This is a genomic window from Bacillus sp. FSL R9-9410 (genome assembly GCF_038050385.1).
Lineage (GTDB): Bacteria > Bacillota > Bacilli > Bacillales > Bacillaceae_G > Bacillus_A > Bacillus_A cereus_U.
This window is the reverse complement of record NZ_JBBOTV010000001.1, coordinates 936,010-960,481: the sequence shown is the minus strand read 5'-3', so window position 1 is coordinate 960,481 and position 24,472 is coordinate 936,010. Positions and strand designations below refer to the sequence as shown.

Sequence of the window (24,472 nt, the reverse complement as noted above, 5' to 3'; positions counted from 1 at the left end):
CACCTATTTGCCTTACTTTAGGCCTTTCACATTATTCGCATTAATTTCTAGCCCGTGTTTTTTTGCAACTTCAGCGATACGTTCATAACGACTTAACTTCTCTACTTCAGCCTGCAATTCTTGATTTTCCTTTTGTTTTTTCACAATTTCTTCTTCTATCGTCGCTGCTTCTACATTAACTTGATATAGACCCGCTTTATTCCCAATAAAAGCTACACAAGCATATAATAAAAATCCAATAAACGTTACGTACAACAGTTTTTCAATTCTTGTAATTTTCGTTTTTACTTTTGGCTTAACCATCTGCTGTGGCGGCGCTTGAATTTGTACCTCTTCTTGCGCCTGTTGTTTATACTTTACAGCTAAATTAGTCATACCTCTCTCTCCTTTTTATCGTTTTTCAGCGATTCTCAACTTCGCAGAACGCGCTCGATTATTTTCTTCTAATTCAATGTCAGAAGGTGAAATCGGTTTCCTTGTAATAAGCTTTAATTTCGGCTTAAATTCATCCGGAATAATCGGTAGTCCTTTTGGTAATTGCGGCGTTGTGCTATTTCGCTTAAACGTCGTTTTACAAATACGATCTTCTAAAGAATGGAATGTTATCACACTAACTCTTCCACCAGGCTTGACCATACCAATTGCAGATTCCAACGCTTCTTCAAATACTTTTAATTCATCATTTACAGCAATACGAATCGCTTGGAATACTCGCTTCGCAGGATGTCCACCTGTTCTACGTGCCGGAGCTGGAATACCTTCTTTAATTAATTCCACTAATTCTCCTGTCGTTTCAATAGCCTTATTCTCGCGATACGCTTCAATTTTCCTTGTTATTTGCTTTGAAAATTTTTCTTCGCCGTATTGGAAGAAAATTCTTACGAGTTGTTCATATGACCAGCTGTTCACAACATCATATGCTGTTAATGGGGCATCTTGATCCATCCGCATATCTAACGGTGCATCATGATGATAACTAAAGCCACGCTCTGGTGTATCTAATTGTGGGGATGAAACACCTAAATCGAATAAAATCCCGTCTACTTCTGTGATACCTAATTCATGTAGTTTTTCAGATAAATAACGGAAGTTGCTCTTCACTGTTACAAATTGTTCACCATAAGAAGAAAATTTTTCCTTCGCATTTTGAATCGCTATTTCATCTTGATCAAATGCTATTAATTTTCCACCATCTGTTAGCTGAGATAATAAATAAGAACTATGTCCTCCTCCACCCAGTGTACAATCTACATATGTACCACTCGGCTTTATATCTAAGCCATCTACTGTTTCTTTCAAAAGTACTGTTACGTGTTTGAACATTGCTGCACCTACTCTTTTTCCAATTAATTATGTTAAATACATTTCTCACTCTACAAACATAATTTACTACTAGAGGATGAAATGCTACTAAAGAACGACTCATTTAACTTCCAACAAGGTAGTACGCTATACAAATCGCTATTTTATTTTATTATATACTAAATTTAATCATTTTTTGCGGGAATTTAAACAAAAACCTGTCGAAAAAGATAATAATCCGTTTACATTTTGTGCTATTTTGTCATATATATATACCTGATACATAGCGATTCATTACAATAACATAAGATGGATAATTCAGAAATATTCCACTTCACAGTTAATTCAACAGAATAAAAATAAAATCCTGCTCAAAAGAGCAAGATTTTATAGTTTTATTACATGATGTTTTCCGTCCCATGAAAAAGATTGTTCCATTACCCGGTCAACAAAATCAAGGCCGAACTGATTTAAATAATAACACACATTCCACACACGTTCTTGCGGTGCTCCTAATGGACGAAGTGCAAATTGTAAACGGCGGAATTTATTCAGTTGAACCTCATGTTTCTTCTCAACATTTCTTTTCAACATTCTTTCTAACAGTTCAATTTGCTCATTAATTTTCAGTTCATTTTTCCCAGCAAACTCATTTAACCCTGGATCTATTTTTTTCACGAATTGTTGTAATGATGTATGGATATCCATTATTTCTTTTTTCGCTTCTATAAATCGCTCATCTATCGGTTCCTCTATTTGATCAGAAAGCCAATTGTCACGCAGATTATCTATATTATTTAGAAATGGATCAATTTCTTGCAAATCTAAATCATATAAATCTGTCGCTATATCTCGCTCCATATAAGTAATTGTAATGCGTGGAACAACAGGTGGCATTTGGAAACCAGCCGTATGAAACACTTGTTGCAATTCACTCCAATAAGCTAACTCCCCTGGACCGCCAATAAACGCTAACGTAGGAAACACATATTCTTGCATAAGAGGGCGCGTTACAACATTATTACTAAAGCGTTCTGGACTTCTTTCCATCTCTTCCATCAATTCTTCATACGAAAATGAATGCACTCCATCTTTTCCAATAAACTTCCCTTGATGCTCTTCAAGCAATACTCGCTCATTATCAATTTCCATAAATATATGCACTGCATTTGTCTTCGTTTCAATAATCGGTTTAAATCCTAATTCCTTAATTACTTCCTGTTGATTATGAAGTGCTACTTGAATTTCTTTATATTTACTTATAATTTGTTGTAAAAACGGCACTTCTAATTTTCTTAATGCAGGATGATGTGAATCTACAAGAATTAAACCAGAATTTGCGAACATTTTCGTAATAAGGCGCGCAAAGAAATCTACATATGTATGTGATTGACCTAAAGCATCCTCAACAAATTGTAATACATCCTTTGTAAAATTCGTTTCCGGATATGTTTTAAAAATCTCTTCGACCCATTTTCTACAGTCTTCAATAGAAAGTTCAGACTCAGAAGCACTCGCCTTTTTCGGATAACGATCATGAAAAATGGTCTTTTTTATTTTTTTATTTTTCGTTACAAATGTATGATTAATTTCATCCATATCATGGTCTTCACCAGCAATCCAAAAGACAGGAACAACCCGAACCCCTAAGCTCTCTTCTTTTTCTTTTGCAAGCTGTAAAATTGAAATGATCTTATGCACTGTATAAAGCGGACCTGTTAATAACCCAGCTTGTTGTCCAGCTATAACTACATATGTATTTTCATCTTCAAGCGCTTTTATATTTTGAATTGTAAATTCTCCCGCTTGCAATTGTGTATTATATTCTAATAAATGCGTTACTAAATCTTGACGGAAAAACTCTCTCTCACGTAAATCATGTAATCGCTGTTTAAAAGCATCCTCTGTTAACAGATAATCAAAACATGACTGTATCTCTTTTTTACCGTTCATATAGTCCGCTACAACACCTTGTAGTGGAACAGAGATCTCTTTTATCTCCATATAATTCTTCCTTTCGTATCCTGTTCTCTCACCAACCCACATTGTAGTCAATGTTTCACGTAAAAGCAAAGAAAAACACTTATAATTCCATTCCTTTTATTGCATTGAACAAAAATTGAAGTGTCGGAACAGATTGTTGTTGTTCCTTAGCTTCTTCTAGTACATATCCAACAATCGCATTAACTTCCGTTTGTCTATTCGCTCTTACGTCCGCTAACATAGATGAAATATTATGAGATGTTTTTTCACATACTTGGCATACCATTTGCCATACCATTTCCTTATCTTCTTCTTTAACAAGAAATGCAACTTCCTGAAATACTTGCTCCATCATTTGATAAAAAAACGGATTTGAAATTAACTCTCCGTTCTCAACCCGCAATAATGCCGTCAATGGATTAATACATACATTGACTACTAATTTATTGCGCATAATCCCCTTCCAATCATCTTCTATTTGAATCGGAAAATAATCAAAAGGAAAACAATTAAATACCTTTTTAAAACAACTAGATTGACCACGCACTACACCAAACTTTGTAACACCTATTCCAGTATGATGAACTGTATGTCCATCCTCTTTTTTTGCACCATGCTCCACAATCCCGACTGCTATACGTTCATTTCCTATTTTTTGCATAACTTGAAGATGTGACATTCCATTTTGCAAAAAGATTAATGACGATTCTCCCTGCACAAAAGGTAATATATCAGTTATATGATATTGCTTTACAGCAATAAATGTATAATCTAACTGTTTATCCAGCATACTTTCTATCGGTAAAATAGATGGAAATACTGTTTCACGTTCTCCATTCCTAATACAAGTTACACCCGTTAAGTTTAATTCTTCTGCTTGCTCAGCGTTTCTTGTAAACAACGTAACATCTTGATTGCTTTTTTGTAAATAAAATGTATATAGGAGACCAATAGCTCCCGGTCCAACAATTCCAATTTTCATCTTCACACAAAGAACTCATATTAACAAGTGATATAAGTCCCCTTGCCCTTCCCCCTTTACATCTTATTAAATTACAATTACATAGTTGAGGATTCAATTATCTTGTAACAAATGCAACCTCTTCTTTCACTATGTATATACTACCTATATACATAGTTCTATTCTTAGTTTAGCAAATCCTCAAAAAAATAATGAAAGAAATATTCTATCTTCTTCATAAAAATTAAAAAATGAGTTATAATATTATTATAAATATTTTAACTTTTCTGTATTCAACAAGATAAGAAAAGGATGTGATGTAATGGGATTCCCAAAAGTTGAACGCTTGCTCATCAATTATAAAACATTAGATGAATTTAAAAAATTTAAAGGGTGCGGAGCTCAAGAACTATCCATGTTGGAAGAATTACAAGCAAACATTATTGAAAATGATAGTGAGTCTCCATTTTACGGTATTTATTATGGAGGATCGCTAATCGCACGTATGAGTCTATACATGAAAAGGAACGGTGGAGAACCATTTGAAATTACAGGTACTTACCTAGAACTTTATAAACTTGAAGTGTTGCCGACTTTTCAAAAACAAGGATTCGGACAAATGCTTGTTAATTATGCGCAACAACTACAATTCCCAATTAAAACGATAGCACGTATCCAGTCAGCTGGTTTTTGGGATAAATTAAGTTTCCAGCCAGTATCAGTAACTAATGGTGATTTTTATATTTGGCAACCAGAAACAAATTCGAATGCGATTACAAACGAAGAATCTGCATAAGAAATAAAAAAAACAGCTGTTACGCAGCTGTTTTTATTTCTTTAATTTTTCTAATTCTCCATTCGAGCGAGCGCCATTTCTTTCTGCTACCATTACACTTCTTTTTTGATCAATATAATCAAGTAATGTTCTATATTCTTCCTCATATACTGATAATCGCTCCAGAAGACGTTCTTTCTCTGTTTGTAACGATTCAATTTGTTGTTGTAACACCATTAAAGAGCTTTCATCTTTATAATTTCGCAAGAATTCAATAACATCATTCAATGTAATAGATTTCGGCTCTAATACCGTTGTCTCTTTCACTTCATAATTTTCTACCTTACGAAGTTGCTTTGCTTCTTCAATACGTTCTTTATACTGCTTTCTAACGTAAGAATTCCACCTAAATCCACAAGCTGCAGGTGTACGAGACAAATGCCTCCCCACTTCTTTAAAAGCGGAAAGTTGCGTTCCACCTTCACGAATATGCCGGAGTACTACTTCTGCCAGAAGCAAATCTTCATCATCAGTCCAAGCATCTTGTCTTGTTGTCGCCATCTCTCTAGTCCTCCCTATGCATTTTTTATTAAGCATATGCAGTTACTAGAAAAGATAGAATACAACAAATAAAGAATAAGACAAAAAAAATAAACGTAGAAGATATCTTCTACGTTTATTTTTCGCAATTACTTGCTGATTACTTCTTTACCTTTGTAAGTACCGCATGCTTTACATACACGGTGAGCTAATTTCGCTTCACCACAGCTTGGGCACTCTACCATACCAGGTACTGATAATTTGAAATGCGTACGACGCTTTCTTTTTACTGTTTTAGAAGTTCTTCTAAAAGGTACAGCCATTCTTCCCACCTCCTTAAAAGAAATAATTATTTTCATATGAAGGCCTAAACCAGTCTTCCGATTATTTGTCAAAAAACTTTGCAAGTCCTGCTAATCTTGGATCAACAGTCTTTTCTTTGTTTTCTTCCGAAATCACTTGCCAGTCTTGACCTTGCATCGGTGCTCCACCAGAAACATCATCACTGAAAATTTGCATTGGAATCTCCAAAAGTATATTTTCCTTGATTACGGGCAGTAAGTCAAGTACTTCTCCTTCTAAACAATGAATTTCAGCTTCTGTTTCAAATTCTTCTTCTGAAGTTTGGAACACCTCAGTTGTTTTAATGTCAAATGGTAATGTCACATCTACTAAAGAGCGAGAACATGGTAAAACCATGCTTCCAGTTATATGTAGATGAAACGTAAACTTACCGGAGCCAAAATCAACTCTTCCTGTTACATGAACAGGATTAATTTCACGAATATCTTTCTCGACCTCTTTTAGCTCACTTACATCTACCATTTCATTTAATGTCAATCCTTTATTTCTCAATTTATTCAATTGATGGATGGACCATTTCATATCATATCACCTCAAGGCAACAAACAAAATTATAGCTAGCCATTTTATATTTGTCAATGTTTTTTCTTTACACTATAATGAAGTCATCATAGGAAATAATATATACATTATCACGTTTTCCAAAAAGATGCTACATCGAAAGGAGAGATTACCATAAAATCCAGTGGTATTGTTGTCGAATATAACCCTTTTCATAACGGTCATGCTTATCATGTGCAAGAAACAAAAAAGTTAACACAGTCTGATATTATTATCGCCGTTATGAGTGGTCCTTTTTTGCAGCGTGGTGAGCCCGCACTCATCTCCAAATGGTATCGTACTAAAATGGCCTTAACAAACGGCGTAGACCTTGTTGTAGAGCTTCCTTATGCATTCGCAACACAAAAGGCCGAAACTTTCGCAAATGGCGCAATTTCGATTTTAAACGCCCTTGGTGTTTCCGAAATTTGTTTTGGTAGTGAAGATGGACAAACTGAAAATTTCTACACTACCATCGCTATACAAAAAAATGAAGAAAAGACTTTTAATCGTCTTGTGAAGCAATTTATGAATGCAGGTAATAGTTATGCAAAAGCTACATCTGAAGCCTTTCTACACATCTTACCACCCGAAAAAAACGTAGATATGTCACAACCAAATAACATTTTAGGCTTACAGTATATTAAAGCCATTCTCTTACAAAATAGTTCCATGCAAGCACAAACTATAAAAAGATTCGCCTCTCATTATCATGATGAAACATTTCACGATCAACATATTGCAAGTGCAACAAGTATTCGCAAACAGCTATTTAATGAAAACAGTTCCTCTACAACTATTGAGCCTTTTATCCCGAAAATGACTGCTTCTCTTTTAGAAAACTACAAGCAAAACTACGGGACGTTACATAACTGGGAAAAATACTTTTCATTTTTTAAATACAAACTTATGACGATGTCTTCAGAGGACTTACAACATATATATGAAATGGAAGAAGGTTTAGAGCATCGTATTTTATCAAAAATACAAAACAGTTCATCTTTCTATTCATTCATGGAAGCATTAAAAACAAAACGTTATACATGGACTAGATTACAAAGAGCTTGTACACATATTTTAACAAATACAACGAAGGAAGAAATACACAAAGCAAATATAGAGCAACATGCGCCGTATATCCGTCTTCTCGGAATGTCACAAAAGGGACAAACTTATCTTTCTAAAAATAAGAAAAAAATAGAACTCCCAATCCTTACTCATACAAAAACATTCGAACATCCGACTTTAGACATAGAACGAAAATCAAATGCTGTATATTTCTCCATAATGCAAGAACCTTTGCGGACACAACTGCTAAAACAAGACGCAACGCATCATCCAATTCGCTATGATGAAATAACGAAAAAATTCCTATAAGAAAAACCTCTCTTCTTCAGAGAGGTTCACTTTGTTCTATCCATTTTTTCCAAATACGTTAATGCATCATCCAGTGTGTCCACCGGTACAATTTTCATCTTTGTTTTAATATCTTTCGCAGCTTCAAGAGCATCTTTATAATTCGATTTCTCTACACCTTTTTCATTTGGTGCAAAAAACACTTCAGCTCCTGCATCACTAGCAGCTACTACTTTTTGCTGAATACCACCAATTGGACCAATTTCTCCTTTATCATTGATTGTACCTGTTCCAGCTATTTCATGTCCGTTTGTTAAATCTTCTTCAACGAGCTGATTATAAATTTCTAGTGTAAACATTAACCCTGCTGACGGGCCTCCTATTTCATGGGAATCAATTTTCACTTTCGGATCTACTACTAACTCTCTTTCCGTAACGATAGAGACCCCTATACCGACGCGTCCATTCCCATTAGGGATTGTCTTTACATTTAAATTTTCTTTAAACTTTTTTCCGCCCCGATTGTATTCAATATTTACTGTATCCCCTTCTTTTTTCCCTGTCATATACTCAATAAATTGTTCCGTCTTATCGAATGTTTTTCCATCGACAGCTACTATAACATCTCCAAGCTTAAGCTTTCCTTCTGACGGCATACCCTTTGCTACACCAGCCACTAGTACACCTTTATTTTCAAAAGAAACAGAGCGATTTGCACGTTTATATGCATTATAAATTGCAGCGTTTTGTGAATCTTTCATCGCATAATCTTGACGAAATTGATATTCTTCATCACTCTCACCTTTTTGCAATATTTCTTCCGCCTTCGAAACGTGTGTATATTTATTAAATTGCGCGGCTATTAAGTTCACAACATTTGCAGGCCCCATTGAGACAGTGACAAGCATAAAATCACCAGACTCTTTAGTACCACCATCAACTTGCACGTACGGCGCTAATTTTGCGGCCATACCTGGTTTTGTCACAAAGTATGGCAAACGTACATAAACAAGTAGCATCGCCAATATAACCCCTATTAAAATTGCATATATAAACCGAAAACGCTTAAACATTATGTTTCTCCTTCCACTGCTCAATTAGTAAATAAATGTTTGAAATGTGTTTTTCTGCTTCCACTTCTCCGACCCGAATGATGTCTTCAATATGTGTAAAAGCACGCGAACTAAATTGTTCTACTGCTGGCCGCATCATTAAATCTGATGCTATTTGCCGATTCATCACAAGTTCATGTTGCATAATTTCAATACTTTGCATAATTACATCATAAATCGATGTAACCTCTCCATTCACCTTAATTGGAGATACATCTACAGCAATAACAATATCAGCCCCTAAATCTTTTACAACCGATACGGGAATACGGTCAATTACCCCTCCATCCACTAATAAGCGGCCATCTATTTTCTCTGGAACAAACACCCCTGGCACAGATATACTAGCTCGAACCGCCTCCGCAATCGGACCGCTTGTAAAAACAACTTTTTCCCCCTTCAAAATGTCAGTAGCCACAACAGCCGTCGGGATATCTAACTCTTCTAAATTTTTATTATATGTAAACATTTTAATCATATCTTTGATACGTTTTCCAGCAATAAATCCCATTTTAGGAACTGTAAAATCCAAATAATATTTCCTTTTAAAAACAGCTGCCAATTTATACAGTCTTTCAACGTCACAACTCGCTGCATAGAATGTACCAATTAACGCTCCTATACTACTACCTGCTATCATATGAATAGGGATACCAGCTTCCCTTAATACTTTTATTACCCCTATGTGAGCAAAACCTTTTGCACCTCCGGATCCAAGCGCTAAACCGATTTTCGGTTCCTTCATTTTTCTCACCCTTTAATTTTTTTCATTCCTTTTTCATACTTATGGTCTAAATTCACCACATATCCACGTATACTGAAATGAACGTTTTTGGGACAAAGGGGGATTTTCTTACATGTACGAAAAATGGAAAACTGCTTTTCTTACCATATCAATGTTATTTTTAACCTTTTCTCTTGTACTTCACCCCCAAGCTGCTTTGCAAGCTTCAATTCGCGGGTTAAATATATGGTGGGAAGTTGTATTCCCTTCACTACTACCGTTTTTCATCATTGCGGAACTTCTAATCAGTATTGGTATTGTAAAATTTATCGGTGTTATATTAGAACCACTAATGCGTCCACTGTTTCGTGTTCCAGGGGTAGGTGGGTTTGTTTGGGCAATGGGAATGGCTTCAGGATTCCCTGCTGGCGCCAAATTAAGCGCTAGACTACGCAAGAGCAATCAACTAACACAAATCGAAGCAGAACGACTCGTATCTTTCACAAATTCTTCTAATCCACTTTTTATTTTCGGAGCGGTTTCTATTGGTTTTTTCAATAATCCGAAATTAGGGCTCGTATTAGCAGCAGCACATTATATAAGTAACTTTATCGTCGGATTACTTATGCGCTTTTATGGTAATAACGATACTTACATAAAAGACAAACATACGAATCAAAAGCGTGCCTTTCAAAACCCTTTTTCCATCCTCCACCAAACACGTATGCAAGAAAAAAGACCGATTGGAAAACTACTCGGTGACGCTATCGTTTCTTCTATTCAAACATTGCTCATGATTGGTGGGTTTATTATTTTATTCTCTGTTTTAAATAAAATGATTACTGTTTTCGAAATTACAGAAGCGCTTTCTTTTATTATGCAACATATTTTATCATTCTTCCAACTTACATCCCAATTTAGTATTCCGATATTATCCGGTATTTTTGAAATGACGCTTGGAAGCCAAATGATTAGTCAAATTAATGAATCAACACTTCTTCAACAAGCGATGGTAACAAGCTTCATTTTAGCATTTAGCGGCCTTTCTATTCAGGCACAAGTAGCAAGCATATTAGCGGAGACAGATATCCGCTTTAAACCATATTTTTTAGCTCGAATTATCCAAAGTATTCTCGCTCCTATTTTCACTTTTATATTTTGGGGGCCATTTTATGAAAAAGTTCATTCTTTCTCGCCTACGCAAGAAGATCTTCCCGTATTTTTATTGAATCATTCTTACACACTAACTGATATTTGGACATCATTTATACACTACGGACCAATCTTCACCTTATTTTGTTTATATTTATATGTTATCTTATTGTTTTTACGCATTCATAAAGAAAAACCCCGTTCACTTTAACGGGGTTTGAAACTTTTCTTTTAAAGCACGCTCTACAATCGGAGGAACAAGGTCTACTACACTTCCCCCATATCTCGCAACTTCTTTCACAATACTTGAACTTAAAAATGAATATTGATTATTTGTCATAATGAAGAAGGTTTCGATATTTTCGTCTAATTTTCGATTCATTGAAGTAATTTGCATCTCATATTCAAAATCAGAAACCGCTCGCAAACCACGTAATATTGCATTTGCATTACGCATTTTTGCATATTCCACCAATAATCCACTATGTGAATCAACTTTTACATTGGGTATATCCTTTGTCGCCTCTCGAATTAACTCTAGGCGTTCTTCTACCGAAAAGAATGGTTTTTTTGATGAATTGTTTAAAACAACTACATATACTTCATCAAATACTTTTGCTCCCCTTTTAATAATATCCAAATGTCCAAGGGTAATTGGATCAAAACTCCCTGAAGAAATAGCTATACTTGTCATTCTGTCCCCTCACCTTCATACTTATAAATCGAAATTGCTGTAATCCCATAGTTTTCTGCCCGTACTTTTACAAGTTCTCCTATTGAATCAGGTAAAACCACGTCATCCCCATGCTCTGCCATAATGATGCCATCTTCATTTAACAATCCATGTTGATCTATCACACTAATTAAAGACACAATTTTTTGACCTTTATATGGAGGGTCTATTAGTATAAGATCGAATGATATTTCACGCTTTATAAGCGCCTTTACCGCACGTTCCGCATCATTTCGATACACTTCAGCTTGTTCTTGTATTCTACAGCTTTCTAAATTTTGATGAATGACTTTTATCGCTTTACTATCTCGGTCAACAAAAATCGCTTTATCAATCCCTCTACTTATGGCCTCAATTCCAAGACCACCACTACCACCAAATAAGTCAAGAGCGATACCACCATCATAATAAGGACCTATCATATTAAAAATAGATTCTTTCACTTTATCTGTCGTTGGACGTGTTGTATTACCAGGTACCGCTTTAAGTGGGTGCCCTTTACATTTTCCTGAAACTACTCTCATCTGTTGTCACTACCTTTATTTCAATCTATCGAGCGATTACAGTAAATCCATCTCAAGTCAGTAACCGCTACCAAACCATACAATTCTTCACTAATTCGTTACTTAACCTATAGAGAACTTTAGTTAAAATAACCGTTCGCTATTTCTTGCATATTCATCTCACTATTTGCGAACAAAAACCCTTTATGTACATCAGTTCCACTTTACCTTTTTTATCCTATCATAAAATAAAAAAAAGAAAAATAAAAAGCCTAACATAAATTTTAATTTCATTATGTATATCTTCATTCAGATTGGACATAAATAAATATAACAACATCATCTTCGATGTTGTTGCCAACCGCGGAGAAGACTTACGTTTCCCCATAAGTTCTTCCTCCGGTTTCTCCTCTCCCTTTGCCTTCTTACTAGTAGTACATACTAGTATTAGAAGGGCCCTGCTTTGCAGGGTTTTTTTATTTGTCTACTTTTCATTTAAAAAGTGAGATGGTACAGTAAAAGAAAGAGGAGGAAAAAATATGATTCAACGCTTTATAGAACTCGGAGAAGGCTACTCTGACTTATATGAATTACTTGAAATTGCCAAAACAAACCAAGAACGTGTAACACATATGTTACAATTCGAAACTGTAAAAAACGAAAAAAAAATGTGTTCACTTGTTGTAATACTAAAACCGACAACTACTGGTGATTTCCAACCATTATACATATGTCGTGAAGGCATTCCTTTACTTGAAAATAAGAAAAGTAAACGTGTCGTTTTATTTGAAGAAATGGCGGAACAAATAGGGAAAAAAGTTACTCCCTTTACTGTAAAACCATCAACAACTTTCCCTGAAAAAGAACTATTTTTTAATCATCTAATTGGTATTTTACGAATGAACAATTTCATTCCTCCAATGAAATAACACGTTATTTCAAATAAAAAAATCCCCTGCTAAATTTAGCAGGGGATTTTTTTATTTAGCTATAATCGTATTCTTTTGCCCGATCAGGACGCGAATTTTCGAATTCCGTTTTTAAAAATGGGCGATACGACTGTTCTACTTTTTTCACAAAAGGAAGTTTATTCAATTTTTGCATCATATGCTCAATTTGTTCCATATCACAATATACAACGGCATATTTCAAACGTTTTGATATGTAATGAATGTTACCATATTTCCTTAAAATCTTGGCATGTTTCAATGAATGTAAATAAACAATCATACTTTGTCGTTGCCCGAACATAATCTTCTCCATCTTCTCCTTTTAAAAACTTATATTCTTATATTTTATGAAAACCAATCAAAAATTTATGACATTAAAGGACAAACTCTGTATACGTTTTCTTCTATATTCTAAAAAACAGGGTAAATTACCCCGTTTTTTTACAACCACAACCGCCTCCGGTACCACAACCACCGCCACAGCCACCCGCATCAAAAAACGGATTTCCTGTTGGGACTTTAACGGAAGGTGACACCTCAGAACCTATTGCTACACTAACTTCATCTAATAACTTTTGTAAAGCAGTTTCTGCTCTTTTAAAGGCTGCAACCTTATCATGCATATCTACAGAACGCTTTAATTCCCTCATTTTCGTCGAAACGAAAGTATAATCAGGATGATATTTACCAAAACGTTGCACTTCTTCGTATCGCTCTTTCATCACTGTAAATTGATGAATTAGCGTCTGAACTTCTATATCTTCTTGTAAATCCTTATAATACTTACGATAATCTTCTGCTATATCTGAACAGATAATCGCTTTTGCAAGCTGCTCTGCCTTATCTAAAATCAATACGCTTTCCAGCGTCGCTACAATCATGAGAGACACCTCCGAGTATTCATCATAACACATTTGGAACAGAACTACTAATTGAAGTATCTCACCTAAAAGAAAGATATGATTCTAACTACTTTTCATACCATCCCCTTGCACTCTTATACACTAATATGCTCCGCAATATTATATTTAAGAACATCCCATTTCCCGCTATTCTCTTTCACGTAGCTAATACATGCGTTTTTTAACGGCGTTTTAAATGTAATTTCATCTGGTGCAATTGCGTGTAAAATAGCTTTTATTGCATGTGAATGCGCAACAATGATAATACGTTTATCTCCATGTGCTGCTGCAACCTCTTGTAAAGCCGTAAAACAGCGCTCTACAATTTCTTTATCCTGCTCCATTCCTTCTACATTACCTTCTGCAATTAACTCTCTAACGGCCGCAACTGATTTCCCAGAAGCTTCCCCAAAATTACGTTCCATAAATCGCTCATCTAATAAAATAGATGGTAATCCAATAGCCCCAGCAATTTCCTTAGCTGTTTCTTGCGCTCTAATTAACGGACTACTTATAATTATATCCCACGATTCCGCTTGCAAGGCTGCTGCACTTTGACTCGCTTGCTTCTTCCCAACTTCGTTAAGTGGAATATCTTCGCGCCCTTGAATAATCTCTTGAAAGTTCCAATCAGTTTGTCCATGTCGTACTAAACAAATTTCCGTCATGCTGCAACTCCTTTTTTAAATAATGCGATTCTATTGTAACAAAAGTTTTGCATAACGGACATAGTTTTCCCTTCCAATTACGTCGTATTTTGCTGCTTCATATACTGGAACATATCAATCATAATTGAAGCAACCGCCAATTGATTTTGAAATTTTTCCACTTTATCTGGTATCGTTTTTTTGAAATGCTGCATGGCAGCTAACTCAAAAGCTTCTTTTTCTTCTGGGTTACGCGTCAATTTCCGGTACCAGTATGGCTGTTCCCGAATATAGCGAGCTAAATCCTCATCAGCTTTTATAAACTCCATAAGCTCTGCTCTCATCCTCTTTCCCCCTAATCCTTTTGAAAGAAAAAAGGATTATTTTCAGAAGTACTTTGTTCTTGCTGCGCACGGTTCCCTTGAAATTGTTGGATAACTTGTTGCACGCTACCAATCGCACTCGTTACATTTGCTAAATGATGTTGCATTTGTTCTACGTCTAACTTTTTAAAGAAAGAAAGCATTTGCCCCATCACATCAGCAGTTTTTTCCTCTTCTGTTCGACTTTCTTTTTCTTCTTTCTTTTCTTTTACCGAAGAAAAAGCAGGTGCTCCATCAGGTCTATACGCTGTCCATATTTGATCTTCTTCACCAAGTAAGTACCATTCTTCATAAAATTGCTGCCAAGTTTTTTGACCACTTCTAACCTCATGAACCATTTTAGGGTGATGGTTTACAAACTCTTTAAACTGTTGAACCGATGGATGTAACGGCCCTTTTGTTGTTGGCATAATCCTCACCTCTTCATGTATATCTACTATATTGTAAGAAAAAAAAGGCACATGGTTCGCCTATTTTTAGACGATTCATGCACCTTTTTATCTCCCTATTTGTGGACAGTAAGACTCCCACTGATTAAAGTTTCATTTTATTTTCGGATAAAGTTTTGAGTGTAAAATTTATCATATACCCCAACACCTAATCCAGTAAATTGTTCATTTAATAAATTCTTTCTATGCCCCTCACTATTTAACCAACCTTGTACCGCCGCAATTCCATCACTATGTTGCGCCGCTATATTCTCACCAGCAAGTTGAAAAGCCACTTGCCCACGTTGCAAACGATCTCCTAACGTACCAAAAGTAGGTGAATCGTGTGAAAAATAATTATTATCCTTCATATCTTTACTATGGCCAAATGCAACATCTGCAGTTTGTTGGTCCGATGTTAACAACGGTAATTGATGACGACTTCGAATAACATTTGTTAAATCGAGAATTTGTTGCATATTCCCATTTTCAACTTGCTTCATTTTTTCTGGCGTCAGCGGCTGTTCCGCTATTAATTCACCTGAATAAACAAGTTGATATGGTCTTTGTCGTAATAACGTTTCATCATCCATATAACGAAGACCAACAAGCTCATGTGTAAAGTGATCAAAGTATAATTGTGCCCATCCATCTTCTACAGGTACTAGCGGTTGTTCCATTACTTCCGTATCAGATAACTCAAATTGATAACTATTCTTTCCTCTTTTTAATGAAATCTCATGTGAAAGTGGATTCTTTTTATATACCTCTTCATACTTTTCATTTATATAATAGGGAGCCACCTTAACTTGCTCACCAGCAACATACGCCGTTACAACTTTACGTTCAGCGACTCCAAATTGAACATACTGAGCTAAATCTTGGTTATACACCCACCATTCATATCCATAAGCAGACGGCTCTATTCGAGACGGTTCGCCCCACTTCGCTAATAAATTCTCAGAATCCCCACCAATCATACTTAAAACAGTATCTGTGGATTCTTCATTTACTTGCTTCTTCTTTTTCACAATTTTATTTTCTTGCTTAGAGTGAGATGGGGTTAATATATATTGTGATACGAGTAACTTCCCGTATAAATCAACAGCTAAAATTAAAAATGTAATCATTACGATACGCAATAATTTCTTCAAACGATATACCTCCTGAACAAAGCATAAAATCGAGATATACACAAATCCTTTTCTTTCCTTTTTTGTGTGTACCGTACTCTTTTCACTATATCATATTTTTACGAAAAAAGTCTGGAATATCCCTTTTCTCGCAATATGAATTGCACTTTCTTATTATTCATACTATTATAAAAATAATGCACTAACATTAAAAGAAGGAGGTATTCTATGCAATTTACAAATACAAACTTTAATGATGCAGTCGTTGATTTAACTCTTTTAACTGAGATTATGGAAAACAATCATTTTGTACTTGCTGGACAATGGGATTACGAACGCGTTACATATGATTATAAATTTGAAATATTAAAGGATATTTATTATTTACGTGTACAAGGATTTGCTGTTGAAGGTGACATCGGTGGCAGACACGCTCAAGTAAAACTATTGCCACCCTTATTAGGAAAACATTATTATCCTCATGGCGTTGAATATGGAGATGATGAGATTTTCCCAACGAATGTACTTCAAAAAAGTGAACAACTCCTACAAAATATTGAAAAAGAGTTAAAAGAATTTCAAATTATTGAATAACAAAAAAACTAGCGCATTAACACGATGCGCTAGTTTTTATTTCGTCTGCAAATAAGGAGGTAACTCTTGCAGCTGCTCTTTATCCTTTTCACGCTCTCTACGTGCCCAATTAAAGAACACATAACCGATAATCGTACCGTACACTATTTCCTGGACAATTTTCATAATGATACCACCTGTTTGCTGGTCTTGTACTACCGGCATCCAATGTAAAAATTCTGGTCCAGTTATATTTAAATCTGATAAAGTACCCGCCGGTACACAGAGTTCCATTGCCTTCATCCAAGCGGCCGGATCTGTATATGTTGCAAATAATGGTGCAGTCGCAAAAATTATTAACGCACAAGCTGGCGTTAATAACATACCATTAGCAAACATATAACCAAGCTTCTTAATATCACTTAAAGTTTGATATTCTGGCAGTGGATTTAACATCGGCCACCACATCATCATTGCTGCAAAAAACAATATAGCAAGGCAAATAGGATGCGCTATTTGACTTTGTTTTACTGCATCAAAAACAATTGGCAAATGATAAAAGGAAAACAGACCATTAAATACAAACAACGCAATAAGCGGCTTAGCAAAAAACTTTATCACAATTTGAACGAACTTAAAAGAAGTAATATAACGATATAACCAAACAGGTATACCAAGCAGTAATAACGGAGGCACCGCAATATACATTACTGCCATCTCAAACATATGTGCACTAAATATAATATGACCAATTAAATCAATAGGTCCTCCCTTTACAAAATACAAAAGAACAATCCCGGTCGTAAAATAAAAAATTTGCTTCTTACTTACCTTCGTCGCATTTTCAAATCGCGTTCTATATGGTCCAATAATTAAAAAATAACTAATAAGAATCGAGATCATAAATAATAAAAAAATCGGACTCCATAAAGCTTGAAAACCAAATACCCATAAGTTTTCCATTTCCACACCTACCTTTTCAAAATCCTTATATTTCATATAAAAAGAGGGCTATGATAAATCAGAGCCCCCTACTATCACTGTTTAAATCCACACAATTGTCATAAAGGCTAATATTGTTAATAAACCAATTAACAATCCAGAGTACAAGAAGAAACTCGCCGCTTCATGCCCTTTATGACTCATATGCATGAAATAATATAACTGAAATATAACTTGAATGACTGCTAACAATAATATAAATGGAACCGAAAAAATCGGGCTAAATGTTTTCGGATATGCCACCGCTGCAAATGCAACTAATGTTAAAAAAATCATTAGTGAAAATGTAACAACTTGGTGCTTCATTTCCTCTGCATTTTTTCTCTTCCGATAAACAAGATCCACCTTAGGATTATTCGTTTGCTTAACCGCCATTGTTTATCCCACCATTCCCATCAAATATACTACAGTGAAAATAAACACCCAAACTACGTCAATAAAGTGCCAATAAATTGATGCAACATAAAACTTTGGTGCGTTGTATAAATTTAAACCTCTCTTCGCGTTTCTAAAGATTAATGTTAAAATCCAACATAATCCAAACAACACGTGGAGCCCGTGTGTACCAACAAGAGCATAAAATGCAGAACCAAATGCACTACTTCTCATAGTATGCTTAAATTCATGCGTATAATGATAAAACTCATATATTTCAAACCCCAAAAATCCTAACCCAAGCAACACTGTTACAAGTAACCAAAGTTGCATTTTCTTAAAGTTAAAATTTTTCATATGATACATTGCGTATACACTCGTTAAACTACTTGTTAACAAAAGCATCGTCATAATGAAAACGAGCGGCATTTGAAACATCTCTTGAGATGTTGGTCCACCATTTGTAGAGTTCTTTAATGCTAAATATGTGCCAAATAAGGAAGCGAATAACACTGTTTCGCCTCCAAGAAATAACCAAAAACCAACAAACTTATTTTTTCCCTCAAGGGTTGCTTTTTCAGGCTCTGCTGGAAATGTTTCATTCGTTAATTTCTCATCTACATGCATTACGCCTTGCCCCCCTTATCATCTAAATCTTCCTTATGAATATGATATCCATGATCATCAATTACTGAACGAAGGAACATTGTACCAAACGTAATGATTAAACCGATAATCGCTACTAATAACCAAAATTTATCTTTGCCACCCTGCATATACATCGCACCAAAAGCAGCTATAAATAGACCTAGAGAAATAATAAACGGTGAAAATGAAGAATTTGGCATATGAATATCACCGACCGGTTCCGCTGCTGTCATCTCTTTATTACCCTCACGTTTTTCAATCCAAAACGGATCTAATCCACGAACAAATGGTAACTGTTTGAAATTATATTCCGGTGTAGGTGCTGGCATTGTCCACTCTAACGTACGCGCATCCCACGGATCACGACCAGCCTTCTCTTTTGATACCGTTGTTTTTATTACATTGAATAAAAGAACAATCGTTCCAAGAGCCATAAACACCGCTCCAATAGAACTAATCATATTCCCCATTTCCAATCCTTGCCCCTCTAGATATGTGTAGTAACGACGCGGCATACCGATTAGACCCAGGAAATGCTGAATAAAGAACGTTAAATGGAAACCAATAAAGAATAACCAAAATGTTATCTTTCCTAACGTTTCATTTAATACTTTATTAAACATAAGTGGCCAATAATAATGCGCACCTGCAAGTAAACCAAATACAACACCACCAACAATTACATAATGAAAGTGTGCTACTACGAAATAATTATCATGAAACTGATAATCAGCTGGTGCAGAAGCAAGCATAACTCCTGTAACTCCACCCATAACGAAGGATGGAATAAAAGCTACCGCCCACATCATTGGTGTTGTAAACCGAATACTTCCACCCCACATTGTAAAGAGCCAGTTAAATATTTTAATCCCCGTCGGAACTGCAATTGCCATTGTTGCAACCGAGAAGATAGCATTTGCAACAGGCCCAAGACCAACAGTAAACATATGATGCGCCCATACCATAAATCCTAAAAACCCTATTAATACTGTCGCGAACACCATCGAGGAATAACCGAATAATCGTTTTTTCGAAAATGTGGCGAAGATTTCTGAGAATATTCCGAAAGCTGGGAGTATAAGAATGTATACTTCCGGATGACCGAAGATCCAGAATAAATGCTCCCATATAATCGTGTTCCCACCTAGTGCCGGATTAAAGAAACTTGTGCCAAATAAACGATCTAACATTAAAAGTCCTAATCCTACAGTTAATGGTGGAAATGCAAATAAAATAAGTGAAGATGTTACAAATGTTGTCCATGTAAACATCGGCATACGCATGTAAGTCATCCCTGGCGCGCGCATATTAATAATTGTAACAAGGAAGTTAATACCTCCAATTAATGTACCAATACCTGATATTTGCAAGCCGAGTACATAAAAATCAACACCATGTCCTTTAGAGGCTAAAGCTAAAGATGCATACGATGTCCACCCTGCATCAGGCGCTCCTCCTAAAAACCAACTTAAATTTAAAAATAATCCACCAAAGAAAAATAACCAAAATCCGAGCGAATTCAAAAACGGGAACGCCACATCACGTGCTCCAATTTGAAGTGGTACAGCGGCGTTCATAAATGCAAACACGAGTGGCATAGCTGCGAGGAAAATCATTGTTGTACCGTGCATCGTTAATACTTGATTATAAGCATCCCCAACAAGAAAAGCATTGTTAGGAATCGCTAACTGCAGGCGAATAAATAGTGCTTCTATTCCACCTATTACAAAAAACAATCCACCTGCAATTAAATAGAGAATGGCAATCTTTTTATGGTCTACTGTCGTTAAATAATCCCATATGACAGCACCCATCCCCTGTTTTTTTGCTACAGAACTCACGTTTTCAACCTCCCCTTCGCAAATGATCCCTCTTTACTTTTCAATCTTTAACGTTTGTAAATATGCATTTAATGCATTAATTTGATCATCCGTTAAGTTGCCATATTTACCAGTCATTTTATTACCTGGTTTCATATTTTCAGGATCTTTGAGCCATTTTTTTAAGTTCTCTTCATTATTTTCGGCAATACCAGCAACCATATCGCGATCTGCAAAGTTTGCTAAGCTCGGTGCGATACGAGCAGAAGGTGGTCTACTATCATTTGATCCAACTGCATGACAACCAATGCAGCTTTTATTAAATATTTCTTGACCTTCTTGCGCCTTTGTAGAAGCTACTTCTTTTTTCCCATCAATCTTCTTCATGTCAGCGAGCCACTTTTTGTACTCGCTTTCATCCAGAGCTTTCACTTTGAACTGCATTAAAGAATGTGAGGGGCCACAAAATTCTGTGCAAAAACCATTATAAGTGCCCGATTTATCTGCCTTTAACCACATTTTGTTTACATTATCTGTATTTGTATCCATTTTCCCAGCTAAAGATGGAACCCAAAACGAATGTTTAATATCGGCACCCTTCAAATTCAAATACACTTTCTTACCTGTGGGGATAACTAAATCTTGAGAAGTTACTATTTTTTCTGATTTGTAAGAAAATTCCCACCAATAAAGATTCGCTGTTACATCAACAACGATAGTATCTTTATCAATATTCTTTTTCTCCATCGCACTTACATCCGCAAGCTTGAATGTATATGTAACAGTCGGAACAGCCAAGATTAACAAAAGAATAATCGGAATAACTGTCCATATAATTTCTAGTTTGTGATTTCCTTCAACTTGCTCTGGAATATAATCTTCCTCACCCTTTTTTTGTCGGAAACGCACAATTACATATAAGAAAATAATAGTAACTACAAGTACTACTCCTACCATGATTGCACTCGCTAGCAAGAGCAAATCATATTGCATTTTTGCTACTTCCCCTTGCGGAATTAAAGTAGACTGAAAAGCTTTACCGCATCCCCCTAACAGTAAAGCCAGCAGTGAAACGAACGAAAGCAGTCGCCACTGTTTCTTCATACAAACAACCCCCACTTTCTTTGTGAATTAGATTGTACTTTATAGTTAAGTAAAGTAAATCTCAACGTAAAGAAATCCAATTATGTCGTTGTCTTAGAAGAATGTAACTACAATCATTGACACAAATAAGATTGTTAAGTAATTCAGGGAATAAACAAACATTTTTACGGACCATTTGATGTCATCTTGCTTACGGAAGCCATAAAACCCTAATGCGATCCATCCGATGTTAAGCAATGTTGCAATTACCATGAATGTTATTCCAAGCCCACTCATATAAAATGGTAGTGGTAATAAACATACTGTCCAAATCATAATCTGACGTTTCGTAATATCAAATCCCTGTACAACAGGAAGCATTGGGATTCCTGCATTTCGATATTCATCAACACGCTTCATCGCTAATGCGAGGAAATGTGGGATTTGCCAAATAAACATAATTAAAAATAACATCCAAGCAATTGGATGATTTAAAGACGGATCAATTGCCGCCCATCCAATTAAAGGTGGAACTGCACCTGATATACTACCTACAACAGTATTTAACGTATATTTTCTCTTCGTCCATAACGTATATAAAACAACATATGTGAAGGCACCAATAAATGAGATTAACACTGCCATCGGTGTAGTAAGTAATAAAAATGCAAAGCCAAGAAGTAAAATTACAAGTCCAAATGCAAGTGCAAAGCCAGGTTTATATTTACCTGTTACCGTTGGACGGTTTTTTGTTCTTTCCATTAATGGATCGATATCTCGGTCAATGTAGTTATTTAAACAACATACCCCAGCCATAATTAATGCAGAACCAACGATTGTGAAAAATAGCTTATCTAGATTGTCCATAACACTCAATCCATTAAAATGTAAAGCCAACCAAAATCCTGTAAATACAGTAAGTGTATTTGAGTTTACAATTCCCATTTTAACGAGCGCTGATAAATCTTGTAACCGAGTTGTTTCCGGTACACTTGAAACAGCTGACTCATCATGCAGCTCACTTGTTGCATGGTTCATCACTTTAACCCCCTCTTAAACCTATCATCTTTCTAAGCACATATTTCATGTGAAATATTTCGCTTCTATACAGCAATATTATTACAGTAGAAATATTGTTAACCCATTCTACTACTAATCTACGCCCATACTCCAATATATTAAATCACATTTCCCGAACATTTTGTGAAGAAAACATGAACTTTTTGTGTCGAACATTAAAAAACTTCATTCTAATTTATCCTTATCATAACATGATGTTATCTTCTATAATAAACTATTTTGTCATATTTAGCATGTATTCTCCCCATTTCTTTTCAAAACAGCCTGAATTTCTCCTAAAATATGTATTTAAAATTCCGTTTTTTTCTTTATACTACGTACGTTGTCCTCGCCCTCCATTTCTTTGCTATTTTATTATTTTTTATATATCATAGGACTGTAGCACGTTTTATTCTATACATAATGGAATGAAAATATTTCGCAATAACTTCATAGCAGAAAGATGGTGAAAGAGATTGCAACGCTTTATTAAATGGTTAGCAGTCATTACAAGTCTCGATTTATTAGTAGTTTTACTAGGAGGCGCTTTAGTTACAAAAACGGGTTCAGGCCAAGGATGCGGCAAATCATGGCCTCTTTGTAACGGTGAATTTGTTCCATCTAATTTATCAATGGAAACTATTATTGAGCTAAGTCACCGCTTAACATCTGGATCAGCAGGAATCCTTGTTACTCTTCTTTGTATCTTGTCCTGGAAATATTATAAACATGTGCGCGAAACAAAGACGTTAGCAATTTTATCCTTCGTATTTTTAGTTGCACAAGCATTAATGGGGGCGGCGGCGGTTGTTTGGGGGCAAATGCCTGCTGTATTAGCTATTCATTTCGGTATTTCCTTAATTTCATTTGCTTCTGTCATCTTGTTAACGTGTCTTATTTTTGAAATTGATCAGAAATTTGATGCACGTTCACTTATTATGGACAAAAAAATGAAATTTCATATTTATGGTGTAACAATTTACAGTTATATCGTTGTCTACACAGGAGCTTTAGTACGTCACGAACGAGCTACCTTAGCCTGTCCAGACTTCCCTTTATGCAGTAAAAATAGACCTATGCCAACTCAACTACATGAGTGGGTCCAAATGGGGCATAGAGTTGCAGCTATGTTAATATTCGTTTGGATACTATACGCAATGTTTATAGCTATTCGTCATTACAAGCAGCAGCGTGTAGTATACTGGGGATGGATTATTTCATTTATCCTTGTTACACTTCAAGCTATAGTAGGGATTTTAGTCGTATTTACAAATGCTAGTTTAGCAATGGCATTATTACATTCACTCTTCATTTCTTGCCTGTTTGCTGTACTATGCTATTTAGTTATGATAGGTACAAGAAGTACAGTCAACGCAAAAGAAACTGAATCAACTTCTAAGCAAAACAAAATAAAGTAAACCTTTA

29 protein-coding genes are annotated in these 24,472 nt (G+C 35.5%); 6 read left to right on the top strand and 23 right to left on the bottom strand.

The annotated features are described in order from the left end of the window. Positions 1-12: 12 nt before the first annotated feature. From ftsL to panE, 4 genes are all read right to left on the bottom strand, one after another. The gene (ftsL, locus tag MKX77_RS05350) at positions 13-375 is read right to left on the bottom strand and encodes a cell division protein FtsL (RefSeq protein WP_002111445.1); all 363 of its coding nucleotides are present in this window, start codon (positions 373-375) and stop codon (positions 13-15) included. 15 nt (positions 376-390) lie between these two features. Beyond that, positions 391-1,323, bottom strand: a complete 933-nt coding sequence (rsmH, locus tag MKX77_RS05345) for a 16S rRNA (cytosine(1402)-N(4))-methyltransferase RsmH (RefSeq protein WP_215554001.1) — start codon at positions 1,321-1,323, stop codon at positions 391-393. Positions 1,324-1,689: 366 nt separating this feature from the next. Further along, positions 1,690-3,306 (bottom strand): bacillithiol biosynthesis cysteine-adding enzyme BshC, encoded by a 1,617-nt coding sequence (gene bshC, locus MKX77_RS05340; protein WP_341305986.1) that lies wholly within the window; start codon positions 3,304-3,306, stop codon positions 1,690-1,692. Between the two features lie 79 nt (positions 3,307-3,385). After that, positions 3,386-4,273: a 2-dehydropantoate 2-reductase gene (panE, locus tag MKX77_RS05335; protein ID WP_341305985.1), complete on the bottom strand. Its 888-nt coding sequence runs from the start codon at positions 4,271-4,273 to the stop codon at positions 3,386-3,388. Positions 4,274-4,568: 295 nt separating this feature from the next. On the opposite strand from panE, the gene MKX77_RS05330 reads away from it, so the two are divergent. Next, positions 4,569-5,042, top strand: a complete 474-nt coding sequence (locus tag MKX77_RS05330) for an N-acetyltransferase (protein ID WP_215554004.1) — start codon at positions 4,569-4,571, stop codon at positions 5,040-5,042. Positions 5,043-5,075: 33 nt separating this feature from the next. On the opposite strand, the gene MKX77_RS05325 is transcribed toward MKX77_RS05330, so the two are convergent. The 3 genes from MKX77_RS05325 to MKX77_RS05315 all read right to left on the bottom strand — a co-directional run bounded on the left by MKX77_RS05325 (position 5,076) and on the right by MKX77_RS05315 (position 6,446). Then, positions 5,076-5,582, bottom strand: a complete 507-nt coding sequence (locus MKX77_RS05325; protein ID WP_002146023.1) for an RsfA family transcriptional regulator — start codon at positions 5,580-5,582, stop codon at positions 5,076-5,078. Between the two features lie 128 nt (positions 5,583-5,710). Beyond that, positions 5,711-5,884: a 50S ribosomal protein L32 gene (gene rpmF, locus MKX77_RS05320; protein WP_001984764.1), complete on the bottom strand. Its 174-nt coding sequence runs from the start codon at positions 5,882-5,884 to the stop codon at positions 5,711-5,713. A 61-nt stretch (positions 5,885-5,945) separates the two neighbouring features. Then, positions 5,946-6,446, bottom strand: coding sequence for a YceD family protein (locus MKX77_RS05315; protein WP_000872151.1), 501 nt, complete (start codon positions 6,444-6,446; stop codon positions 5,946-5,948). Positions 6,447-6,599: 153 nt separating this feature from the next. On the opposite strand from MKX77_RS05315, the gene MKX77_RS05310 reads away from it, so the two are divergent. After that, positions 6,600-7,841: a nucleotidyltransferase gene (locus MKX77_RS05310; protein WP_341307932.1), complete on the top strand. Its 1,242-nt coding sequence runs from the start codon at positions 6,600-6,602 to the stop codon at positions 7,839-7,841. 26 nt (positions 7,842-7,867) lie between these two features. On the opposite strand, the gene MKX77_RS05305 is transcribed toward MKX77_RS05310, so the two are convergent. After that, positions 7,868-8,893: a SepM family pheromone-processing serine protease gene (locus MKX77_RS05305; protein ID WP_215554005.1), complete on the bottom strand. Its 1,026-nt coding sequence runs from the start codon at positions 8,891-8,893 to the stop codon at positions 7,868-7,870. Continuing rightward, the gene (locus tag MKX77_RS05300; RefSeq protein ID WP_002160692.1) at positions 8,886-9,677 is read right to left on the bottom strand and encodes a patatin-like phospholipase family protein; all 792 of its coding nucleotides are present in this window, start codon (positions 9,675-9,677) and stop codon (positions 8,886-8,888) included. Before MKX77_RS05300 ends, MKX77_RS05305 begins: the two co-directional genes overlap by 8 nt. A 112-nt stretch (positions 9,678-9,789) precedes the next feature. Here MKX77_RS05300 and ylbJ point away from each other — a divergent pair, with 112 nt between their 5' ends. Continuing rightward, on the top strand, positions 9,790-11,019 hold the full coding sequence (gene ylbJ, locus MKX77_RS05295; RefSeq protein ID WP_016106037.1) for a sporulation integral membrane protein YlbJ: 1,230 nt from the start codon (positions 9,790-9,792) through the stop codon (positions 11,017-11,019). Here the strand turns inward: ylbJ and coaD are convergent. Next, positions 11,011-11,502, bottom strand: a complete 492-nt coding sequence (coaD, locus tag MKX77_RS05290) for a pantetheine-phosphate adenylyltransferase (protein WP_000200601.1) — start codon at positions 11,500-11,502, stop codon at positions 11,011-11,013. The two genes, ylbJ and coaD, sit on opposite strands and share 9 nt — an antisense overlap. Next, positions 11,499-12,065, bottom strand: a complete 567-nt coding sequence (gene rsmD / locus MKX77_RS05285; protein WP_341305984.1) for a 16S rRNA (guanine(966)-N(2))-methyltransferase RsmD — start codon at positions 12,063-12,065, stop codon at positions 11,499-11,501. The genes coaD and rsmD overlap by 4 nt, the downstream gene beginning before the upstream one ends. Positions 12,066-12,583: 518 nt before the next feature. On the opposite strand from rsmD, the gene MKX77_RS05280 reads away from it, so the two are divergent. Continuing rightward, positions 12,584-12,973, top strand: coding sequence for a DUF7147 family protein (locus MKX77_RS05280; protein WP_002111466.1), 390 nt, complete (start codon positions 12,584-12,586; stop codon positions 12,971-12,973). Between the two features lie 55 nt (positions 12,974-13,028). On the opposite strand, the gene MKX77_RS05275 is transcribed toward MKX77_RS05280, so the two are convergent. From MKX77_RS05275 to MKX77_RS05250, 6 genes are all read right to left on the bottom strand, one after another. Beyond that, positions 13,029-13,295 (bottom strand): YlbG family protein, encoded by a 267-nt coding sequence (locus tag MKX77_RS05275; protein ID WP_002088292.1) that lies wholly within the window; start codon positions 13,293-13,295, stop codon positions 13,029-13,031. 127 nt (positions 13,296-13,422) lie between these two features. Continuing rightward, positions 13,423-13,875, bottom strand: coding sequence for a YlbF family regulator (locus MKX77_RS05270; RefSeq protein WP_341305983.1), 453 nt, complete (start codon positions 13,873-13,875; stop codon positions 13,423-13,425). A 116-nt stretch (positions 13,876-13,991) separates the two neighbouring features. After that, on the bottom strand, positions 13,992-14,564 hold the full coding sequence (locus tag MKX77_RS05265; RefSeq protein WP_215554008.1) for a histidine phosphatase family protein: 573 nt from the start codon (positions 14,562-14,564) through the stop codon (positions 13,992-13,994). 77 nt (positions 14,565-14,641) lie between these two features. Beyond that, positions 14,642-14,887, bottom strand: coding sequence for a YlbE-like family protein (locus tag MKX77_RS05260; protein WP_002014770.1), 246 nt, complete (start codon positions 14,885-14,887; stop codon positions 14,642-14,644). A gap of 11 nt (positions 14,888-14,898) precedes the next feature. After that, positions 14,899-15,336 (bottom strand): YlbD family protein, encoded by a 438-nt coding sequence (locus MKX77_RS05255; protein ID WP_215554009.1) that lies wholly within the window; start codon positions 15,334-15,336, stop codon positions 14,899-14,901. Between the two features lie 137 nt (positions 15,337-15,473). Next, entirely contained in the window at positions 15,474-16,508 is a 1,035-nt protein-coding gene (locus MKX77_RS05250) for a CAP domain-containing protein (protein WP_078172907.1), read from the bottom strand. A gap of 207 nt (positions 16,509-16,715) precedes the next feature. Here MKX77_RS05250 and MKX77_RS05245 point away from each other — a divergent pair, with 207 nt between their 5' ends. Further along, positions 16,716-17,081 carry a YugN family protein gene (locus tag MKX77_RS05245; protein WP_002066906.1) on the top strand — a complete coding sequence of 122 codons (366 nt, stop codon included), beginning with the start codon at positions 16,716-16,718 and terminating at the stop codon, positions 17,079-17,081. A 36-nt stretch (positions 17,082-17,117) separates the two neighbouring features. On the opposite strand, the gene ctaG is transcribed toward MKX77_RS05245, so the two are convergent. The 6 genes from ctaG to ctaB form a co-directional block, all read right to left on the bottom strand. Further along, on the bottom strand, positions 17,118-18,023 hold the full coding sequence (gene ctaG / locus MKX77_RS05240) for a cytochrome c oxidase assembly factor CtaG (RefSeq protein WP_002111473.1): 906 nt from the start codon (positions 18,021-18,023) through the stop codon (positions 17,118-17,120). A gap of 81 nt (positions 18,024-18,104) precedes the next feature. After that, positions 18,105-18,437 carry a cytochrome c oxidase subunit IVB gene (ctaF, locus tag MKX77_RS05235; RefSeq protein WP_341305982.1) on the bottom strand — a complete coding sequence of 111 codons (333 nt, stop codon included), beginning with the start codon at positions 18,435-18,437 and terminating at the stop codon, positions 18,105-18,107. 3 nt (positions 18,438-18,440) lie between these two features. Next, entirely contained in the window at positions 18,441-19,064 is a 624-nt protein-coding gene (ctaE, locus tag MKX77_RS05230; protein WP_000557861.1) for a cytochrome c oxidase subunit III, read from the bottom strand. Then, positions 19,064-20,899 carry a cytochrome c oxidase subunit I gene (gene ctaD / locus MKX77_RS05225; protein WP_171903074.1) on the bottom strand — a complete coding sequence of 612 codons (1,836 nt, stop codon included), beginning with the start codon at positions 20,897-20,899 and terminating at the stop codon, positions 19,064-19,066. Before ctaD ends, ctaE begins: the two co-directional genes overlap by 1 nt. Positions 20,900-20,959: 60 nt before the next feature. Continuing rightward, positions 20,960-22,009 carry a cytochrome c oxidase subunit II gene (gene coxB, locus MKX77_RS05220; RefSeq protein WP_341305981.1) on the bottom strand — a complete coding sequence of 350 codons (1,050 nt, stop codon included), beginning with the start codon at positions 22,007-22,009 and terminating at the stop codon, positions 20,960-20,962. A gap of 93 nt (positions 22,010-22,102) precedes the next feature. After that, positions 22,103-23,026, bottom strand: coding sequence for a protoheme IX farnesyltransferase (gene ctaB / locus MKX77_RS05215; protein ID WP_002111479.1), 924 nt, complete (start codon positions 23,024-23,026; stop codon positions 22,103-22,105). Positions 23,027-23,523: 497 nt separating this feature from the next. Here ctaB and ctaA point away from each other — a divergent pair, with 497 nt between their 5' ends. Further along, positions 23,524-24,465, top strand: a complete 942-nt coding sequence (ctaA, locus tag MKX77_RS05210; protein ID WP_215554010.1) for a heme A synthase — start codon at positions 23,524-23,526, stop codon at positions 24,463-24,465. Positions 24,466-24,472 lie beyond the last annotated feature (7 nt).

What these genes read in the sequence shown, in the direction of transcription:
- ftsL (WP_002111445.1), bottom strand. Translation starts at nt 375, where the DNA reads ATGACTAATTTAGCTGTAAAGTATAAACAACAGGCGCAAGAAGAGGTA.
- rsmH (WP_215554001.1), bottom strand. Translation starts at nt 1,323, where the DNA reads ATGTTCAAACACGTAACAGTACTTTTGAAAGAAACAGTAGATGGCTTA.
- bshC (WP_341305986.1), bottom strand. Translation starts at nt 3,306, where the DNA reads ATGGAGATAAAAGAGATCTCTGTTCCACTACAAGGTGTTGTAGCGGAC.
- MKX77_RS05330 (WP_215554004.1), top strand. Translation starts at nt 4,569, where the DNA reads ATGGGATTCCCAAAAGTTGAACGCTTGCTCATCAATTATAAAACATTA.
- MKX77_RS05325 (WP_002146023.1), bottom strand. Translation starts at nt 5,582, where the DNA reads ATGGCGACAACAAGACAAGATGCTTGGACTGATGATGAAGATTTGCTT.
- rpmF (WP_001984764.1), bottom strand. Translation starts at nt 5,884, where the DNA reads ATGGCTGTACCTTTTAGAAGAACTTCTAAAACAGTAAAAAGAAAGCGT.
- MKX77_RS05315 (WP_000872151.1), bottom strand. Translation starts at nt 6,446, where the DNA reads ATGAAATGGTCCATCCATCAATTGAATAAATTGAGAAATAAAGGATTG.
- MKX77_RS05305 (WP_215554005.1), bottom strand. Translation starts at nt 8,893, where the DNA reads ATGTTTAAGCGTTTTCGGTTTATATATGCAATTTTAATAGGGGTTATA.
- MKX77_RS05300 (WP_002160692.1), bottom strand. Translation starts at nt 9,677, where the DNA reads ATGAAGGAACCGAAAATCGGTTTAGCGCTTGGATCCGGAGGTGCAAAA.
- ylbJ (WP_016106037.1), top strand. Translation starts at nt 9,790, where the DNA reads ATGTACGAAAAATGGAAAACTGCTTTTCTTACCATATCAATGTTATTT.
- coaD (WP_000200601.1), bottom strand. Translation starts at nt 11,502, where the DNA reads ATGACAAGTATAGCTATTTCTTCAGGGAGTTTTGATCCAATTACCCTT.
- rsmD (WP_341305984.1), bottom strand. Translation starts at nt 12,065, where the DNA reads ATGAGAGTAGTTTCAGGAAAATGTAAAGGGCACCCACTTAAAGCGGTA.
- MKX77_RS05280 (WP_002111466.1), top strand. Translation starts at nt 12,584, where the DNA reads ATGATTCAACGCTTTATAGAACTCGGAGAAGGCTACTCTGACTTATAT.
- MKX77_RS05275 (WP_002088292.1), bottom strand. Translation starts at nt 13,295, where the DNA reads ATGTTCGGGCAACGACAAAGTATGATTGTTTATTTACATTCATTGAAA.
- MKX77_RS05270 (WP_341305983.1), bottom strand. Translation starts at nt 13,875, where the DNA reads ATGATTGTAGCGACGCTGGAAAGCGTATTGATTTTAGATAAGGCAGAG.
- MKX77_RS05265 (WP_215554008.1), bottom strand. Translation starts at nt 14,564, where the DNA reads ATGACGGAAATTTGTTTAGTACGACATGGACAAACTGATTGGAACTTT.
- MKX77_RS05260 (WP_002014770.1), bottom strand. Translation starts at nt 14,887, where the DNA reads ATGAGAGCAGAGCTTATGGAGTTTATAAAAGCTGATGAGGATTTAGCT.
- MKX77_RS05255 (WP_215554009.1), bottom strand. Translation starts at nt 15,336, where the DNA reads ATGCCAACAACAAAAGGGCCGTTACATCCATCGGTTCAACAGTTTAAA.
- MKX77_RS05245 (WP_002066906.1), top strand. Translation starts at nt 16,716, where the DNA reads ATGCAATTTACAAATACAAACTTTAATGATGCAGTCGTTGATTTAACT.
- ctaG (WP_002111473.1), bottom strand. Translation starts at nt 18,023, where the DNA reads ATGGAAAACTTATGGGTATTTGGTTTTCAAGCTTTATGGAGTCCGATT.
- ctaF (WP_341305982.1), bottom strand. Translation starts at nt 18,437, where the DNA reads ATGGCGGTTAAGCAAACGAATAATCCTAAGGTGGATCTTGTTTATCGG.
- ctaE (WP_000557861.1), bottom strand. Translation starts at nt 19,064, where the DNA reads ATGCATGTAGATGAGAAATTAACGAATGAAACATTTCCAGCAGAGCCT.
- ctaD (WP_171903074.1), bottom strand. Translation starts at nt 20,899, where the DNA reads ATGGGTGCTGTCATATGGGATTATTTAACGACAGTAGACCATAAAAAG.
- coxB (WP_341305981.1), bottom strand. Translation starts at nt 22,009, where the DNA reads ATGAAGAAACAGTGGCGACTGCTTTCGTTCGTTTCACTGCTGGCTTTA.
- ctaB (WP_002111479.1), bottom strand. Translation starts at nt 23,026, where the DNA reads ATGAACCATGCAACAAGTGAGCTGCATGATGAGTCAGCTGTTTCAAGT.